Origin of the sequence: Methylobacterium sp. E-065 (genome assembly GCF_022829605.1) — a bacterium.
GTDB lineage: Bacteria > Pseudomonadota > Alphaproteobacteria > Rhizobiales > Beijerinckiaceae > Methylobacterium.
In genome coordinates this window covers 25,852-41,742 of record NZ_JAKSYD010000077.1, presented here as the reverse complement: position 1 = coordinate 41,742, position 15,891 = coordinate 25,852, and the positions used below count along the sequence as shown (strand labels likewise).

At 69.5% G+C, this 15,891-nt stretch carries 18 protein-coding genes; 4 read left to right on the top strand and 14 right to left on the bottom strand.

Annotation, left to right across the window (positions count from 1 at the left end):
• Nucleotides 1-38: 38 nt before the first annotated feature.
• From MKK84_RS07965 to MKK84_RS07920, 10 genes are all read right to left on the bottom strand, one after another.
• On the bottom strand, nucleotides 39-803 hold the full coding sequence (locus MKK84_RS07965; RefSeq protein ID WP_243918470.1) for a ParA family protein: 765 nt from the start codon (nucleotides 801-803) through the stop codon (nucleotides 39-41).
• The gene (locus tag MKK84_RS07960) at nucleotides 800-1,045 is read right to left on the bottom strand and encodes a hypothetical protein (protein ID WP_243918468.1); all 246 of its coding nucleotides are present in this window, start codon (nucleotides 1,043-1,045) and stop codon (nucleotides 800-802) included. Before MKK84_RS07960 ends, MKK84_RS07965 begins: the two co-directional genes overlap by 4 nt.
• On the bottom strand, nucleotides 1,045-3,639 hold the full coding sequence (locus MKK84_RS07955; protein ID WP_243918466.1) for a chemotaxis protein CheA: 2,595 nt from the start codon (nucleotides 3,637-3,639) through the stop codon (nucleotides 1,045-1,047). The genes MKK84_RS07960 and MKK84_RS07955 overlap by 1 nt, the downstream gene beginning before the upstream one ends.
• Nucleotides 3,636-4,007, bottom strand: a complete 372-nt coding sequence (locus MKK84_RS07950) for a PleD family two-component system response regulator (protein ID WP_243918464.1) — start codon at nucleotides 4,005-4,007, stop codon at nucleotides 3,636-3,638. The genes MKK84_RS07955 and MKK84_RS07950 overlap by 4 nt, the downstream gene beginning before the upstream one ends.
• Before the next feature lies 1 nt (nucleotide 4,008).
• The gene (locus MKK84_RS07945) at nucleotides 4,009-4,872 is read right to left on the bottom strand and encodes a CheR family methyltransferase (RefSeq protein ID WP_243918462.1); all 864 of its coding nucleotides are present in this window, start codon (nucleotides 4,870-4,872) and stop codon (nucleotides 4,009-4,011) included.
• A 12-nt stretch (nucleotides 4,873-4,884) separates the two neighbouring features.
• Nucleotides 4,885-5,484 carry a HEAT repeat domain-containing protein gene (locus MKK84_RS07940; RefSeq protein ID WP_243918460.1) on the bottom strand — a complete coding sequence of 200 codons (600 nt, stop codon included), beginning with the start codon at nucleotides 5,482-5,484 and terminating at the stop codon, nucleotides 4,885-4,887.
• Between the two features lie 19 nt (nucleotides 5,485-5,503).
• Complete coding sequence (gene cheB, locus MKK84_RS07935) at nucleotides 5,504-6,556, bottom strand: chemotaxis-specific protein-glutamate methyltransferase CheB (protein ID WP_243918458.1); 1,053 nt, start codon at nucleotides 6,554-6,556, stop codon at nucleotides 5,504-5,506.
• Nucleotides 6,557-6,605: 49 nt separating this feature from the next.
• Nucleotides 6,606-8,159 (bottom strand): chemotaxis protein CheW, encoded by a 1,554-nt coding sequence (locus MKK84_RS07930; protein ID WP_243918448.1) that lies wholly within the window; start codon nucleotides 8,157-8,159, stop codon nucleotides 6,606-6,608.
• 146 nt (nucleotides 8,160-8,305) lie between these two features.
• A complete protein-coding gene (locus MKK84_RS07925) occupies nucleotides 8,306-10,234 on the bottom strand; it encodes a methyl-accepting chemotaxis protein (protein WP_243918446.1) in 1,929 nt (642 codons plus the stop codon).
• Between the two features lie 255 nt (nucleotides 10,235-10,489).
• Nucleotides 10,490-10,687 (bottom strand): hypothetical protein, encoded by a 198-nt coding sequence (locus tag MKK84_RS07920; RefSeq protein ID WP_243918444.1) that lies wholly within the window; start codon nucleotides 10,685-10,687, stop codon nucleotides 10,490-10,492.
• A gap of 42 nt (nucleotides 10,688-10,729) precedes the next feature.
• Between MKK84_RS07920 and MKK84_RS35405 the strand changes: the two genes are divergently transcribed.
• Genes MKK84_RS35405 through MKK84_RS07910 form a run of 3 tightly spaced genes read left to right on the top strand, consistent with a single transcriptional unit; the run spans nucleotide 10,730 to nucleotide 12,240 of the window.
• Nucleotides 10,730-10,861, top strand: coding sequence for a hypothetical protein (locus MKK84_RS35405; protein WP_279599414.1), 132 nt, complete (start codon nucleotides 10,730-10,732; stop codon nucleotides 10,859-10,861).
• A gap of 18 nt (nucleotides 10,862-10,879) precedes the next feature.
• Nucleotides 10,880-11,722 (top strand): bifunctional allantoicase/(S)-ureidoglycine aminohydrolase, encoded by an 843-nt coding sequence (locus MKK84_RS07915; protein ID WP_243918442.1) that lies wholly within the window; start codon nucleotides 10,880-10,882, stop codon nucleotides 11,720-11,722.
• On the top strand, nucleotides 11,719-12,240 hold the full coding sequence (locus MKK84_RS07910; protein WP_243918440.1) for an ureidoglycolate lyase: 522 nt from the start codon (nucleotides 11,719-11,721) through the stop codon (nucleotides 12,238-12,240). The genes MKK84_RS07915 and MKK84_RS07910 overlap by 4 nt, the downstream gene beginning before the upstream one ends.
• 7 nt (nucleotides 12,241-12,247) lie before the next feature.
• On the opposite strand, the gene MKK84_RS07905 is transcribed toward MKK84_RS07910, so the two are convergent.
• Both MKK84_RS07905 and MKK84_RS07900 read right to left on the bottom strand, forming a co-directional pair.
• Nucleotides 12,248-12,457 carry a hypothetical protein gene (locus MKK84_RS07905; protein ID WP_243918438.1) on the bottom strand — a complete coding sequence of 70 codons (210 nt, stop codon included), beginning with the start codon at nucleotides 12,455-12,457 and terminating at the stop codon, nucleotides 12,248-12,250.
• Nucleotides 12,458-12,589: 132 nt separating this feature from the next.
• Nucleotides 12,590-12,820: a hypothetical protein gene (locus tag MKK84_RS07900; RefSeq protein WP_243918431.1), complete on the bottom strand. Its 231-nt coding sequence runs from the start codon at nucleotides 12,818-12,820 to the stop codon at nucleotides 12,590-12,592.
• A 356-nt stretch (nucleotides 12,821-13,176) separates the two neighbouring features.
• On the opposite strand from MKK84_RS07900, the gene MKK84_RS07895 reads away from it, so the two are divergent.
• Nucleotides 13,177-13,962, top strand: a complete 786-nt coding sequence (locus MKK84_RS07895) for an endonuclease/exonuclease/phosphatase family protein (RefSeq protein ID WP_243918423.1) — start codon at nucleotides 13,177-13,179, stop codon at nucleotides 13,960-13,962.
• Here MKK84_RS07895 and MKK84_RS07890 read toward each other — a convergent pair.
• The gene (locus tag MKK84_RS07890; RefSeq protein WP_243918421.1) at nucleotides 13,880-15,316 is read right to left on the bottom strand and encodes a phospholipase D-like domain-containing protein; all 1,437 of its coding nucleotides are present in this window, start codon (nucleotides 15,314-15,316) and stop codon (nucleotides 13,880-13,882) included. The genes MKK84_RS07895 and MKK84_RS07890 overlap by 83 nt on opposite strands.
• Before the next feature lie 129 nt (nucleotides 15,317-15,445).
• A complete protein-coding gene (locus MKK84_RS07885; RefSeq protein WP_243918419.1) occupies nucleotides 15,446-15,754 on the bottom strand; it encodes a hypothetical protein in 309 nt (102 codons plus the stop codon).
• Nucleotides 15,755-15,891: the final 137 nt, after the last annotated feature.

Genomic DNA, 15,891 nt, shown 5'->3' with positions numbered 1-15,891 from the left:
GTTTACAATCGTTTTAACTTTGCCAGCAATAGGTGATTTTAGATCGCAAAGACTTTTTCCATGACGTGACTGCATAGCACGTCATAATCCTGAATCGCCCGTGACCGGGGCTTGAAGTATTTGAGCGGCATTTCGCGCCCGAATGCCTCCGCGAGTGCAATGTCCGAGCGAATGCCCGGCAGCAGGCGTTCGCGGCCGAACCGGGCCTCGAGCCGCTGCAGCGCTTCCCGCTGCATCGTGATCCGCAGATCGACCTGGACCGGCATGATCGAGAGGCCGCGCAGGTCCGGGTTGAGTGTCGTGGCGACGTGGAAATACGAGCGGGCGAACTGCCCGACCCCATCGACGGCGAGGTGATGAAGCTGGGTGGGGACGAGGACGTGATGCGCACTCGCCAGGGCGTTGATCAGCAGGGCGTCGGCGGTCGGCGCGGTGTCGATCAGGGTGATCGCGTAGGAGGCGGCCAGGGGCTTCAACGCCGTCGCGAGACCCAGGGGCGCGACGGCGCCGTCCGGGCCCGAGAAGCCACGGTCGGCCGGCAGGATGTCGACCTGCGGCACGTTCGTGACGCGGATGGCGTCGCGAAGATCCACCGCCCCGGTGCCGCGGTAGAGATCGTGCACCGTCGGCTCGCCCGATGCGGCTCGCACGCCGAAGCCCAGGCCGGTATGACCCTGCGTGTCGAGGTCGACGAGCAGCACCCGCAGGCCGCGCGCCGCGAGGGCGGCGGCGAGATTCACCACCGTGGTGGTCTTGGCGGTGCCGCCCTTGCGATTGGCGACCGCGAGGATGCGCGCGCTCATCCGGCCTCCGCCGCAGGAAGGCCGGCAAGGCAGGCCGCCGGCACCAGACCGTCCGGGCGGCCGCGCAGGGCAGGGGTCGCCACCATCAGCACCTGCAGGACGGCGGTGTGGAGCCACGCGGCCTCGGTGAGATCGACCGTCGCGTCCGGCGTTGCCCGGAGGACGTCGAGCAGGGGCTCGGCATCCTCGACCGAACAGTGCCCCGTCAGCCGGATGGTTGCGCCGTCGTGTTCGAGGGGCATCAGATCAGATCCGGAAGGTTGAGGACTAGGAGGACCCGGCCGTCACCGAGCAGCGCCGTACCGGAGAAGCCCACGAGGCCGGCGAGCAGCCCGTCCAGGGGCCGCACGATCACCTCCATGCGCTCGCGGAAGCCGTCGACCACGATGCCGATTCGCTCGCGCCCGACCCGGGCGACCATCACGGCCTCCTCGTCGGGCGGGGCGCCCGTCGCGGGGGCGAGACCGAGGCTGTCGGCGAGGCGAACCAGGGGAATTACCGCGTCGCGCAGCACGAAGGTCTCGCGCTGCTTGATCCTGTGGATCTGGCCAAGCGGCACCTTCACGGTCTCGGCCACCGCATCCATGGCGACCCCGTATTGCTGGCCGCGGGCCTCCACGGTGACGATCCGGGTCACCGCCATGGTCAGCGGCAGTTGCACGGTCACGCAGCTACCCTGGCCCAAGCGGCTCGCCAGCCAGACGTCGCCGCCCGCCTTGCGGACGGCATTGCGCACCACATCCATGCCCACCCCCCGGCCCGACAGGTCGGAGACCTGCTCCTTGGTCGAGAAGCCGGGGGCGAAGACGAGGTTGACGATCTCATCCGCCGTCATCTGGGCGGCGTGATCGGGCGTGATCAGGCCGACACGCACCGCCTTGTCGCGCACCACGTCCGGATCGATGCCCTTTCCGTCATCGGCCACCTCGATGATGACGTTGTCGTTCTCCTGGCGGGCCGAGAGGCGCAGGGTCCCCTGGGCCGGCTTGCCGGCGGCCAGCCGCTCGGCCGGCGTCTCGATCCCGTGGTCGAGGGCGTTGCGGACCATGTGGATCAGCGGGTCGGCGAGGCTCTCCAGGACGTTCTTGTCGGCCTCGGTATCCTCGCCCTGGATCACCAGCTCGGCCTCCTTGCCGAGCTTGCGCATGGTGTCGCGCACCAGCCGGGGGAAGCGCTGGAACACTTGGCTCACAGGCATCATGCGGATCGCCATAACGCCGACCTGAAGGCTCTGGGCGATCCGATCGATGACCGCGTATTGCTCCTTGATCTCCCGCCCGAGCTGCCGCGAGCCGCTGACCTGCTCGACCCGCCCGGCGAGGTAGGCGAGCCCGTTCTTGGCGACCGTCAATTCGGCCGCGAAGTTCATCAGGGTGTCGACCTTGGCCTGATCGACCCGGAGCATCCGCGCCGGGGCCGCGCCAGATCCTGCGCCATTCTCCGACGCTTCTGAGGGCGCGCCGGCTGCCAGGGGCACCGTGGGCGCTGTGGACACGGCCGGCTTCTGGACCGCCTTCGGCGCCGGGACGACAACAGCCGCCGATACCGTGTCTCCCCCTTCCCGAAGGACGGCGCGGAGCGCGGCCGCATCGCCGGGTTGGGCGAGGGCGGCGTTCAGCGCCTGCGCCCGGGCCGGGGCGAGGTGCGGCAGGCAGCGCAGAGCCACCGTCCGCACCGACTCGCGCCGCCCCGCATCCAGCGCCGCCTCGACCGGAACGTCCAGCATCTCGGCCTGGGCCGCCAGGATCACCTCCGCCCGTTGCCGCAGGGGCGCGTCCGTACCGGTTGAGGCCGGCGCCGCAGCCGTGGGCGGGGCCGTCATCGCGGCGGACACCGGGCGGGCGGGCGCCGCGCCGTCGATCGCTGCGACGAGGCGCTGGAGCGCATCGGCGTCGGCGGTCGGGGCCAGGGCCGCGATCCAGCGCAGGGCGGCGGCCTGCCGGGTCGCTGGGCCGATGATGCCCAGCAGCGCTGCGGCGGCGGCCTTGAGCTCCGCCCGCGCCTCGGTTGCCACCAACGCCCGGGCCCGGACGCCGAAATCGCCGAACACCTCGGCCGTGTCCTCCGGGCCCGCCAGGATGACGAGAGCGTCTTTGGTGATCGGGCTCAGCTGCACCTGATCGCTGACGTAGCGCAGATGTTCGGACAAGGCCTCGGCAGGGGCGGCGCAGAGCGCCTCGAAGCGCAGCCAGCTCAGGACGGGGTCGCAGAACTCGGGCGCGGGCACGGTCTCCCGGGGCAGCACGCGCACGCCGAGGAGTCCGGGCGCCTGTTCCACGAGGTGGGCCGGATCGTCGCCGCGGAAGAAGCAGGTCTCGTCAGGCTCGTAGCTCCAGGCGATCAGAGGCCCCCCCGCCGCGTAGGCGGCCTGGCGCACGGACTCGGGCAGGGCGCCGATCCAGTCCGGCGCCGCCTCGCTGGCCACGGGGCTGGCCGCGGCCGCCGGGCCACCAACTTGGAGCCAGCCGCGCAGGGTCACAACCCGGCCCGACATCGCATCCGCGGCGTCATCCGGCAGGACCTCGCGGGTCTCGAGCGCGTCGATCCAGTGGCCGACGAGATCCAGGCTGTCGAGGAGCCCGTCCACGATCTCGGGCTCCAGGGCGAGTTGGCCCGCCCGGACCTCCACCAGCAAATCCTCGGCCGCGTGCACCAAGTTGGTGAGCGGCGCGATGTCGAACAGGCCGGACGTACCCTTGAGGGTGTGGACCGCCCGGAAGATTTCGTCGAGGGCCTCGGCGCTATGCGCCTTCTCCAGGGCCAGCAGGCCGCTTCCGGCGCGCTCCAGGAGTTCGCGCGCCTCCGGGATGAACTGGGCGAGCAGGGCGTTGGTCACGGCACGACTCCAGCCATCACGGTGGCGACCTCGGTCAGCACCTCCGGGCGCACGGGCTTGACGAGGTAGAGGTTGGCGCCCGCCGCGTAGGCACGCTCGCGGTCCTGCGCCGCGCTCTCCGTGGAGATCATCACGGCCGGCACGGCTTGCAGCTCGGGCATCGTCCGGCCCTGGCGCAGGAAGGCGTAGCCGTCCATCTTGGGCATGTTGACGTCGACCAGGACGAGGTCGAAGCTCTCGGCCACGGCCTTCTCCAGGCCCTCGAACCCGTTCACGGCCTCTTCGACCGTGAAGCCGGCCTCTTCCAGCACGTCTCGGTAGTACATCCGCACGGTGGTGGCATCGTCGACCACGAGAATACGGGCCATCCTACGCCTCCGCGCTCAAAGGTTTCTGGTAGACGATCGCCTCGGTGAACTTGCGCAGCTCGAACAGCGAAGACATCCGGCTCATCGATTCCGAATGGCCGAGGCAGACGAAGCCGCCGGGTCTCAGCGCCTCGTAGATCGTCTGGGCGGCATTGCGACGCGAGGCGTCGTCGAAGTAGATCAGCAGGTTCCGGCAGAACACGACGTCGAAGTTGCGGAACTGCCGGGTCGAGAGCGAGTCGGCGAGGTTGACCCGCGCAAAGGCGATCGAGTCGCGGATGTCGGGGATGACCTCGTAGGCGCCGCGCACCCGCCGCGTGTAGCGCTCCAGGGTCGCCTTCGGCACGTGCTGGACCGAGCGGTCACCGTAGAGCCCCCGCTTGGCCTGTTCGAGCACCGTGGTGTCGATGTCGGTGGCGACGATCTCGATGTCGAAGCGGTCGACATCGGGCCAGGTGTCGAGGAGCTGGAAGGCGATCGAGTAGGGCTCCTCCCCGGTCGAGCAGGGCACCGACCAGATCCGCACCGGCTCGCCGGGCCGCTTGTGGCGGGTGACCTCGGGCAGGATCGACTGCACGAGGCAGCGGAATTGGTATTCCTCGCGATAGAAATACGTCTCGTTGACGGTCATCAGATTGACGAGCGTCTGGAATTCCTCGCTGCTGGCCTGGAAGCGGATTGTATTGAAGTAATCGCGGAACTGGGTCTGACCAACGGTCAGCATCCGCTCGTGCAGGCGCTTATCGACGAAGTAGCGCTTGTTATCGGCAAACATGATGCCGGTTTTGCGGTAGAAAAAGTCGCGGAAGCGCACGAAGTCGCTGTCGGTGATGATGGGCGTCGACGGGTTGAAGGGGGTGGTCATGCGGGCCGCCGGTCAGGCGATGCGGCGGCTTGCGGCGCGGGCCGCGTAGGTCAGGAACGGTGCGTCGGGGAAGCGCGCCGCCGCGGCTTCGATCTCCGGGATCATGTCGGGGGTGCCGATCTCGGCGAGCACGTCGATAGCGGCGGCGACGACGTTGACGTGATCATCCTCGGCCAGGACCCGGCGGGCGTAGTCCACGGCCGCCCGATGGCGCAGCGAGACCAGGATGTTGACCGCGAAGATGCGCCGGTCGCTGTCGAGATCCGAGAGCGCCCGGTCGAGGGCGCCGATCACCGCCGCATCCATCTCAGAGAGGGTTTCGATCGCGGCGTTGCGCAGCCAGACATCCTCGGAGCCGAGCAGGTCGAACAGGCGCTCGGCCGCGGCCTCGGTGCCGATGCGGCCCAGCGCCAGCAGAATCGCTTCGCGGACACTCTTGTCCGCCTCCCGTCCGAGCCGGTCGGCCAGCGAGTCGACCGCGTCGGGATCGCTCGCCAACAGGTGCGCCGCCTCCCGGCGTTCAGCAGCCGTCGCGCCGTCCAGGGCCGCGCGCGGATCCCCGGCGGCGGGGGCCGGGGCTGGCGCGGCGGGTTGCTTGCGGACGAGGGCCATGGCGATCTCGGCGACGATCTCAGGATAGCCAGCTGACGAGCTGGCTGGGGATGGTGCGGGCGGGCAGGGTCAGCGTCGCACCGCCCAGGCGGATCAGTTCGGCCGGCATCCCAAAGACGACGGCACTCGACTCCGCCTCCGCGATGGTGCGCCCGCCCTCGGCCTTGAGCGCCGCCATGGCGGCGGCTCCGTCATCGCCCATGCCGGTGAGCTCGACGCCGATCAGGGCCTCGGCGGGCATGAGGTCCCGGGCGCTGCGCACGAGGCGGTCGACGCTCGGATGCCAGCGCAGGGACGGGTCGCTCGGTACCGAGGTCACCGTCAGCCGGCCGAGCTTGCGCTGGATCACCACGTCGGCATCGCCCCGGCCGATATAGACGTGCCCCGCCGCCAGCGGCATCGGACCGGCGACCTCAACCACCTTCAGCGCGCAAAGTCGGTCGAGGCGCAACGCGAAGGGCCCCGTGAACGGCCCGGGCATGTGCTGGGCGATCACCACCGGCCAGGGCAGGTTGGCGGGCAGTTCGGGCAGGATCTCCTCGAGGGTGCGCGGCCCGCCAGTCGAGACCCCGATCAGGACGCAGCCATCGACCCGGGTCGCCGGCTGCGGGACCTTCCGGCTCACGATCTCGGTGTGTCCGCGCCGGACCCGGTCGACCAGTCCGCGGGCGCGCCGCGGCTTGGCCCCGACCGCGCCGCGGACCTTCTGGACCATCTCGTCGCGGGCGTCGGCGATGTTGAGCGATACGGTACCGCCGGGCTTCTCGACGTAATCCACGGCCCCGAGCTGCATCGCTTCGAGGGTCACGGCCGCGCTCTCGCTGGTGAGCGAGGAGATCATCACCACCGGGCGGGGCCGCGTGGTCATGATCTCACCCAGGCAGGTGAGCCCATCCATCTCCGGCATGTTGATGTCGAGGGTGATCACGTCGGGGTCGAAGCGGCCGAGCTGATCGAGGGCGTCGCGCCCATTGCGGGCGGTCTGGACCTCGAATTGTCCGGTCTCCTCGAAGATCATGCGCAGGTGTTTGCGCATCAGGGCGGAGTCGTCGACGATCAGGAGCTTGGGCATCGGGATGCGAAAGTCTGGTCAGCGGTCAGGGTGAAAGGCGAGGGCGGCTTCACGCCGCCTTCAGGTCGGCGACCTCGTGCCGGCTCAGCAGCCGGTCGACGTTCACCATCAGAATGATGCGCTTGGCATCCGCCAGGTTGGCGATCCGCTCGACGGCGTTGTCGTCGTCCTGCGCGAGATCCGGCGCCGGCACGATGGCCGAGCGGGGGATCTTCAGGACTTCCGAGACCGAGTCGACGATGAAGCCGGTCCGCACCCCGGCGATCGCGAACACCATGATCCTCTGGCGGTCGTTCCGCTCGGCATCGGGCAGCTGGAAGCGGCGGCGTTGATCCACCACCGGCAGCACGGCCCCGCGCAGATTGACCACGCCTTCGATGAAGGCGGGCGTACGCGGCACGTGGGTCAGCTGCTCGGGCACGCGGACGATCTCGTGCACCGCCTCGATCGGCACGCCGTACTCCTCGTCGGCGAGGCGGAACACGACGAACTGCTCCTCCTCGTCGGCCCGCGCCACCTCGGTCCCGCCGCGCGTCTCCTGCATGGTTCCCTCCTCGACGGCCCGGTCGCCGGACATTTGGGTGGTGTCGAACAGGCGGCCGGCCGACAGGATCGAGACCAGCCGCTTGCCGCCGTTGAGCCGGCAGATCGATTCGACCTCACGCAGCGACCCGCCATTCGCGAGCAGCTCGGGCAGCGGATCGACCACGGCGCGGGCGACCCGCAGCACCTCCTTCACGGTGTCGGTGACGATGCCCACGGACGCGGTCCCCAGGGACACGACGACGATGCGGTTCTGCTCGCCCAGCGGCGCCGCCGGCAGGCCGAACAGGGTGCGCAGGCTCACGAGGGGCAGCAGCCGATCGCGCAGATTGATCACGCCGATCAGGTGACGCTCGGCGTTTGGCAATTCGCTGACCACCTCCGGCACCTGGACGATCTCCTGCACGTGCTCGATTGGCAGGGCGTATTCCTGGCCGGCGAGTTCGAACGAGACCAGCTGGATCTCGTCGGAGGCCTCGCCCTCGGCCCGCGCCGCGGCCACGGCACCGAACTCGGCCGGCCCCTCGGCGTGGCGGCTGCTGCCACCGCTGCCGCGTCCCGAGCCGCTGCGCTGGAGCAGCCGGCCAAGATCGATGATCGTGACCATCCCGGCCGGCTGCTTGATCACCCCCGACAGCAGGTCGGCCTCGGCGCTGGCCGTGAGACCGTCGGCGCCCTCGATCTCGCCGGCTTCGGCCGTGATCACGCTCGCCATCCGGTCGACCACGAAGCCGGAGGTGATCTCCTGGCCGCTCCCGTGGCCGCCAGCGCGGTTGATGACCACCACCCGGGTCGCGTCGTCGTGGCCCCGGTCGGGCAGGGCGAACAGCCGGCGCAGGCTGGCGACGGGCAGGACCGAGCCACGCAGGTTGGCGAGGCCCGCCAGCGCCGGGGGTGCCAGGGGCACCTCGACCATCTCGGGCAGGCGGATGATCTCCTGCACCTCGGCGAGCGGCACCGCGTAGGTTTCGCGCTCGACGTGGAAGGTCACGAACTGCCGCACAGATGCGGCGGCCGACGGATCGTCCGGTGCGGCGGAGGCGGGGACATCGTTGGACATGTCGGATTCCGGACAGGGCAGGGTAGGGTCGGGACCGACCCGGCGGGACGGCCTAAGCGCGGGCGGCCTTTGGCAAAGGCGACCTGCGCGCGGCCGACCCCTGACGGTCGGCCGCCGCCGCAGCGGCGGCCGGGCGGCGGTGCCCCTTACTCCTGGTTCTGGAGCTCGTCGGCGAGCGAGGCGACTTCCTCGATCGCGGCGGCGAGTTCCTCGGCGCCCTTCGCCTGCTCTCGGGCGGCCTGCTGGGACTCGATGACCGACTGGCTGCCCTGCTGGGCTGCGGTCGCGATCTGGTCGATGCCGCGCTTCGCCTCCTCGATGTTGCGCAGGATGATCTCGGAGCCCTGAAGGATCTTCCGGTTGCCCTCGAGCACCCCCGCCATCTCGTCGGCGGTGGCCTGCAGGTCGCGGGTGATGGCGCGGTTCTTCTCGACCTCGGCGCCGGCGGCCGAGGAGATCGCCTCCAGATCGCGGCTCACGACCACGATCTGATCCTGGATCGCCTTGACCAGATCCTTGATCCGCTCGGCGTTCTCGGAGGAATCCCGGGCGAGGTTCCGGATGTCGGTGGACACCACCATGAAGCCCTTGCCGAACTCGCCGGCCCGGGCCGCCTCAATCGACCCGTTCACCGCCAGCATGTTGGTCTGGATCGCCACCGTGGTGATCGCGTCCACGATCTTGTCGATCTTCCGGCTCACCTGCTCCAGGCCGGCGACCTGCTCGCGGCTCTTGTCGGTCCCGACGAGCGACTGGGTGACACCGGCGACCAGCTCGTCCACCGCGGCCCGGTTCTCCTGAAGCTGGCTGGTGACGAGGCTGCCCTTGTCCAGGGCTTCCTGCGCCCGGGCCTGGGCGATACCGGCGCCCCGCTCGATCTGCCCGATGGCGGCCGACGATTGCTGGGCCGCGGAGGTCTGCTGCTGGGCGCCCCGGTCGATCTGGTCCAGGGCCGTGGTGATCTGCGCGGCGGCGCGGTTGATCTCTTCCACCGCGGAGGACAGCTCCTCGGCCGCGGAGGCGACCTCCTCGGCGCTCTTGCCGACGTCGGTGGCGTTCTTCAGCTCGTCGGCGAGCGTCGACAGCTCGGTCGAGGCCTGCTCGCTCTCGCCCAGCGCCGTGGTCTGCTGCTCGATGGTCTTGAGCGATTCCTGGCAGGCGGAGGATTGCTCCTCGGCGGCCGCGGCGATCAGCTCGGCGCCCTTCTGCGCCTCACCGGCCCCGTTCTCGGCCTCGACCGCGACCCGGGAGATGGCATCGGCCCCGCTGGCGATCTCGACCATCACGGCGCGCACGCTCTCCAGCTGCGCCGTGATCGCCTCGCCCTTCTCGACCTGCTGGCGGGCGCCCTCGGCCGAGCGGTTGATGCCGTCGGCGATGACCTTCACGTCCTCCTGGATCCGGCCGATCAGCGCCTGGATCTCTTCCGCGCTCTTCTCGGAGGTCTCGGCCAGGGTGCGCACCTCGTCGGCGACCACCGCGAAGCCCTTGCCGTGCTGGCCGGCGCGGACCGCCTCGATGGCGGCGTTGAGCGCGAGCAGATTGGTCTGGTCGGCGATCCGCGCGACGGCGCGGACGATGTCGCCGATATTGGCGGCCTGCCGCTCCAGCTCGACGATCATCGTCACCGAGGCGGCCTGACGGTCGGCGGAGGTGCTGATCGAGGCGATGCTCAGCCGGATCTGCTGGCTCACGCCGGCGATCAGAGTCTGCAGAGCCTCGGTCTTCTGGCGGGACGTCTCGGCCTCGGTCCGGGCGCTGGCGATCGCCTCCGACACCGTGGTCACGGCGCGCTGCGACTGCTCGGAGGCACCGGCCGCCTGCTCGGCCCCGGCGGCGATCTGCTCCATCGCCTTGCGCAGCTCCTCCGCCGCGGAGGACGCCTCGGCCACGCCGCTGGCCAGCTGCGTCGTGGCGGCGGCGATGCGCTCGGCCGCCTTCTGCTGCTTGGCGAAGGTCCGGGCCCGGCGCCGATTCTCCTCGTTCAGCCGTCCGAGCTGGGTGGGACTGGCCTGCTCGTTCTTACGCACCAAGGTTTGCGGGCCCGATAGGTCGGCTTTTTTCACGAGAGCCATGACGTCTTTCCGCTCATCTCAGGTTTGGGCCGCACGCCAGCGACAACCGCACAGAACGATTGCTTGGACGCGGTCATACGAAGCCTCAAGTTTCAAATCAATAAACGGTCTGCGTTTTTTTCAGATTGATGCATAGACGATATCGTACTGCCAAATAACAAATCAAAATTTCTCTACTATTAAATCAGTCCGAATGTAAGAAATACAGCGATAGAAGGCATACCGTTATCTCAATTGCACTATCGGGAAAATTAGTCAGCTCAATATGATCGAGCGGTCGCGAACACCGCAATGATGAATTTTGTGCGACGTCGCGCAGCACAGTTTAGAGCCCAGGTTGATCCCCGCCGGGAACCGCGCCACCGGGGAATTACGGTCCCGGGCGATGCCGCCGGTTTCGCGAATCCGTGGCTCGCGGCCGATTCGCGCCTGCTCGAACCAACGCGAGATCATACCCCCTCGCTTTCGTCGCTTGGGACTGGAGGAACGAAGTTCGTGACGATCGTCGGGGCCGTCTGGCCGGGCGACATCGACCGCGCGCGGGCGCATCGTATCCTGAACGGCGAGCAGACCACCGACGCGACGGCGATCCTCGACACGCCGGCCGCCGTGCCCCAAACGGCCTGAACGCCGCCGGAGACCGCCATGACCCAGACACCCTATAATCCGCCCTGCGGGGGCCTGCCGGCGCAGACGGCGCTGATGACCGGCCGCGCGGTCTTCACGGAGGCCTATGCGGTGATCCCGCGGGGCGTGATGAGCGACATCGTCACGAGCTTCCTGCCAGGCTGGCACGGGACCCGCGCCTGGATCCTGGCGCGGCCCCTGTCGGGCTTCGCCGAGACCTTCGCCCAGTACCTCATGGAGGTCGCCCCCGGCGGCGGCAGCGAGGCTCCCGAGCCCGATCCGGAAGCCGAGGGCGTGCTGTTCGTGGTCGGAGGCACCCCGAGCCTGGATCTTGCGGGCCGGACCCATAGCCTGCGCCCCGGCAGCTATGCCTACCTGCCGCCGGGCGCGCGCTGGCGCCTGGACAACGCGGGTGCCGAGCCGGCCCGGTTCCACTGGATCCGCAAGCGCTACGAGCCAGCGCCGGGCCTCGGCGCGCCGGAAGCCATCGTTACGCATGAGGGTGCGATCGAACCGGCCGCCATGCCCGGGACCGACGGCGCCTGGGCCACGACCCGCTTCGTCGCGTCCGACGACCTACGCCACGATATGCACGTCACCATCGTCACGATGCAGCCCGGCGGGTCCATCCCGTTCGAGGAGACGCACGTGATGGAGCACGGGCTGTTCGTGCTGGAAGGCAAGGCCGCCTACCGGCTCAACCGCGACTGGGTCGAGGTCGAGGCCGGCGACTTCATGTGGCTGCGCGCCTTCTGCCCGCAGGCCTGCTACGCGGGCGGCCCCGGCCGGTTCCGCTACCTGCTCTACAAGGACGTCAACCGGCATCCCGCCCTGGGGGCTCTGCGCGGGACGGGACGATGACGGGGAAGTCCGAGGCCCGCTCGATCACGGCCGAGCCCCTGACGGACGCGGCCTTCGCGCCGTTCGGATCGGTGATCGATACGGCGACCGTTGTGGCGCGTCCGATGAACGGCGGCATGGCGCGCCGCTTCCACGATCTCGCGGCGATCGAGCTGGCGGGGGAGGGCGCCCGCGCGGTGATCGGCCTCGTGGAGGCGGAGCCTTATCCGCTGCCCCTGCGCCTGAGCCTGGTCGAGCGCCATCCGCTCGGGAGCCAGGCCTTCGTTCCGCTGAGTGCTGCGCCGTTCCTGATCGTGGTCTGCCTGGACGAAGACGGCCAGCCCGGTCGACCGCGGGCCTTCGTCACCACCCGGCCGTTCCAGGGGATCTGCTACGCACGCGGCACGTGGCACGGCGTGCTGACGCCGTTCGGGGCGCGGCAGGATTTCGTGGTGGTCGATCGCGGCGGATCGGGCGTGAACCTGGAGGAACACGTCTTCGCGGAGCCCTGGACGGTGCACTATTCGGGCACGGCCTGACGGCCGATCACGACTCGGCGGATTCCGGCTCCTCCGTGAAGGTGAACACGACCTCGCCGGTCCGCTCGCAGAGCACGCTCACGGATGTCGCGCCGGTCTGCGCTCGCTGAACCGGGAGCTGCGCCTTGGCGTGGGCGACGGCCGCCTCCAGATCGCAGGGCCACAGCTTGGTGAAGCTGACGCGCTTCCCCTTCCAGAACGAGATCCTGTACGCCATCGCGCCCTCCATTTTCACCGAGCATACACCCTGCGGGCGGAGAAGCGTCCGCCCGCAGGGCATGGCAACGATGCGTGTCGAGCGGAGAGGTGCGCTGACGACAACCGTGAAGCCGGATCACGGCGTCGGATGTCAGTGCGTCGGCATCGCCGCCGCGACGACGCGCGTGGCGGCCGGCGTCGCCGGGACTAGGCGCGGGGTCGTGGCGAGTTCGAAGGCCGGACGCGCGGTGGCCGTGGTCCGAGCCTGGTCACGGTAGAGCGGCGGCGTCAGGGTCAGAGCCTCGTCGGCCAGGGCGCCGGTGGTCGCGGCGGCCATGGGGGCGGCGATGAGGGCGGCGAGAACAAAGGAACGCAGGGTCATGATCAATCCTCTCGATATCCGGGTCTGGCCCGGCGTCGAGCGATATCTACGCTGCACAGCAACATGATCCAAACAGATTGGATCGATATGGGGAATTGATGAAATCGATATGTCCTGCCGTCGGTCCCGCGTCGCTCGATGGGTGGGAAGTCCGACGTGTCGACTGATACCGTTTCCAGTCGATGCGTTCGGTCCCCGATTCCTATCCGGCCAGCCCCGGGATGCACACGATCCGGCGCAAGCCTCGCAGTCGTGGAACTGTCGTCGCCGCGGATCCTATCGAACGTCCGGCCCTCGCGCGCGTTGAAGCGCGGCGGTGGCGACGGGGCCACCCGGTGAAGTACGAGTCCGGCCCGATGACCATCGCTGCACGCCCGGCCCGCTCTGGCCTCGCCCCGGTTCAAATCCCGCCGCTCCGGCCGGCGGACAACGCCCACCCGCCGTTCAAGATCGTGAGCTGGAACCTGCTGCGCCGCACCGGCGCGGCGGTCGACGACGTCGCCGCCCTGGTCGCCCAGGAGAAACCCGATCTGCTGCTGATGCAGGAGGCGACCCGCGCCATCGGTTTCCTGCTCGACCGGATCGGCGGCCACTATGCGTGGGCGCCCCTGCCGGGGCGGATCCACGGCCTCGCCATGTGGAGCCCGACCCCCTGGCCCGCGCCCCCGCGGGTGATCACGCTGCCCTCCGGGGCCCTGGTGCATCGGGTCTGCCAGATCCTCGACCTCGGCGCGTTCGGGATCGCCAACGTCCACCTGTCGCACGGGCAGATGCTGAACCGGCGCCAGCTCCGCCGGATTGTCTCCGAGCTGCCGCCCCGCGCCGCCGTGCTCGGCGATTACAACATCGTCGGGCCCGCGATGATCCCGGGATTCCGCGATGTCGGCCCCCGCCGGCCGACCCACGCGATGGTGGAGGTGCTGCCGCTGCGGCTCGACCGCTGCCTCGCCCGCGGCCTCATCTGCCACGACCACGCGGTGCTGCCCCGGGGCCGCTCCGATCACCGCCCGATCGTGGTCCATCTCGGGCCGGCACCCGAAGCACACGTGCCCGGCCGTTTCAAAGGTATGGCAGCAGCAGTCGCACGCCTGCGTCGCGGAGACGGATCGGCAGCGCGCGTGCGGCGAGATCCTCCCGGCTGAGCCGGGCCTCCATCTTGGCGCGCATGAACTGGTCGAGCTGGGCCGCGAGATCCGCGTCGACGATCTCGACGTTCAGCTCGAAGTTGAGCCGGAAGCTGCGCATGTCCCAGTTGGCGCTGCCGACGAAGCACCAGATGTCGTCCACCACCATCACCTTGGAATGGTCGAAGGGCGGTTCGTCGAGCCAGACCCGGACACCGGCCCGGAGCAGCGGGTCGAGATGCGCCCGGGTCGCCCAGTCAATGAAGTGGTGGTCGCTGACCCGCGGGATGATCACGTCGACGGTGATGCCCCGCGTAGCGGCCTGGGCGAGGGCGCCGGTGACGAGCTCGTCCGGCAGGAAGTAGGGCGTCACGAACCGGACGGTCCGACGCGCGCAGGCCAGCGCCTGGAGGATGACCTGCTCGATCTTCTCCACGTCGGCATCCGGGCCGGAGGTCACCGCCCGGGCGACGCTGGTCCCGGTGGGCTGAAGGTCGACGAACCACGGCGCGCCGTCGAGGTTCTCGCCGGCCGCGAAGGCCCAATCGGCCGCGAAGGCGGCGGCCAGCTGTTCGACCACGGGCCCGGTGAGCCGGTAATGGGTGTCGCGGATCGGATGCTCGGGCTTCAGGGCGACGCGGTTCGCGTGCCAGATGTTCAGCCCACCCGTGAAGGCGACGCGCCCGTCGACGATCAGCAGCTTCTTGTGCGAGCGCAGATTGAGGAACGGCATCCGCCAGGGCAGGGCCGAGTGCATGAACAGGGCCGCCGGCACTCCGGCGGCGGTCAGGCGGTGGTAGACCGGCGCCCGGAAGTAGCCGCCGCCGATCCCGTCGATGATGACGCGAACCTCCACGCCCCGCGCCTTCGCCTCGGCCAGGGCGTCGCAGAACTCCCGGCCGGTGGGATCGTCGCGGAAGATGTAGCTCGACAGGCCGATGCTGACCTTGGCCTCCCGGATGGCCGCCAGCATGGCCGGATAGCCCGCGTCGCCGTTGCGGAACATCTGCACGGTGTTGCCCGCGAAGGCCGGCAGGCCGGTGATCCGCCGGATCGCCCGGTCGAGGGGCCAGAGCGCCTCCGGCACCACCGCGTCGTCGGTATCGGGCAGGTGCAGGGCGTCGGAGGGTTTCGTCCGCAGCCGCCGGGCCCGGCGCGAGACGCGGTTGATGCCGAAGGTCAGGTACAGCGCGGTGCCGAAGATCGGCGACAGCCACGCGAGCCCGATCCAGCCCACCGCCACGCTGACCCGCCGCTTGCGCAGCAGCGCGTGCAGGGTGACACCGATCGCCAAGACGAAGCCGATGACGGCCTCGACATCCGACCGCATGAGGGCGGTGGAGTGAAGCCATCGGAGGAGTGCGTTTTCCAAGGTCTCGGCATCCGGTTCGCAAGAGCCGTCATTGTAGCGCACTCTCTTGCGCCGAACCGGGGTCCACTTCGGCGAAGAGCGCTCTGATGACGGCGCCGGATATACCCGAAGGTGACGCGGGGTCGCGGATTAATCCGCATTCGTGACCGGATGCGCCACGTCGGCTTCGACCGGCCTCTCGCAGCGATAGGGGCCGCTGCCATCGAGGGCCGCGTACAGGACGCGGCCGCCGGACCGAATGCAGCGCGCCTTGGCCTCGGCGTAGGGCCGGTGGAAGCTCCAGATGGTGACCATCGGCCCCACCATGGCGATGCAGATGCCACCGAACACCAAGGCGGCGGCCCAGGTCGCACCGTTGCGATCCGGGCGCGGCGGACGCGGCGGCGGCATCGTTCCGTAGAAGGCCAGCGTCAGACCGAACAGGTCGATGGTGCTCATCAGCCGTTCCGCGTTGGGGCGCCGGGGTCCAGCACGACCGGCGCGTTCCCGATCCTAGGGCAGGGCGGCGCCAGAACCTACGCGAGCGGCGCCGATGGGCCTGCGTCCTATCGCGCCAGGATGCGTCGATAGGGTCG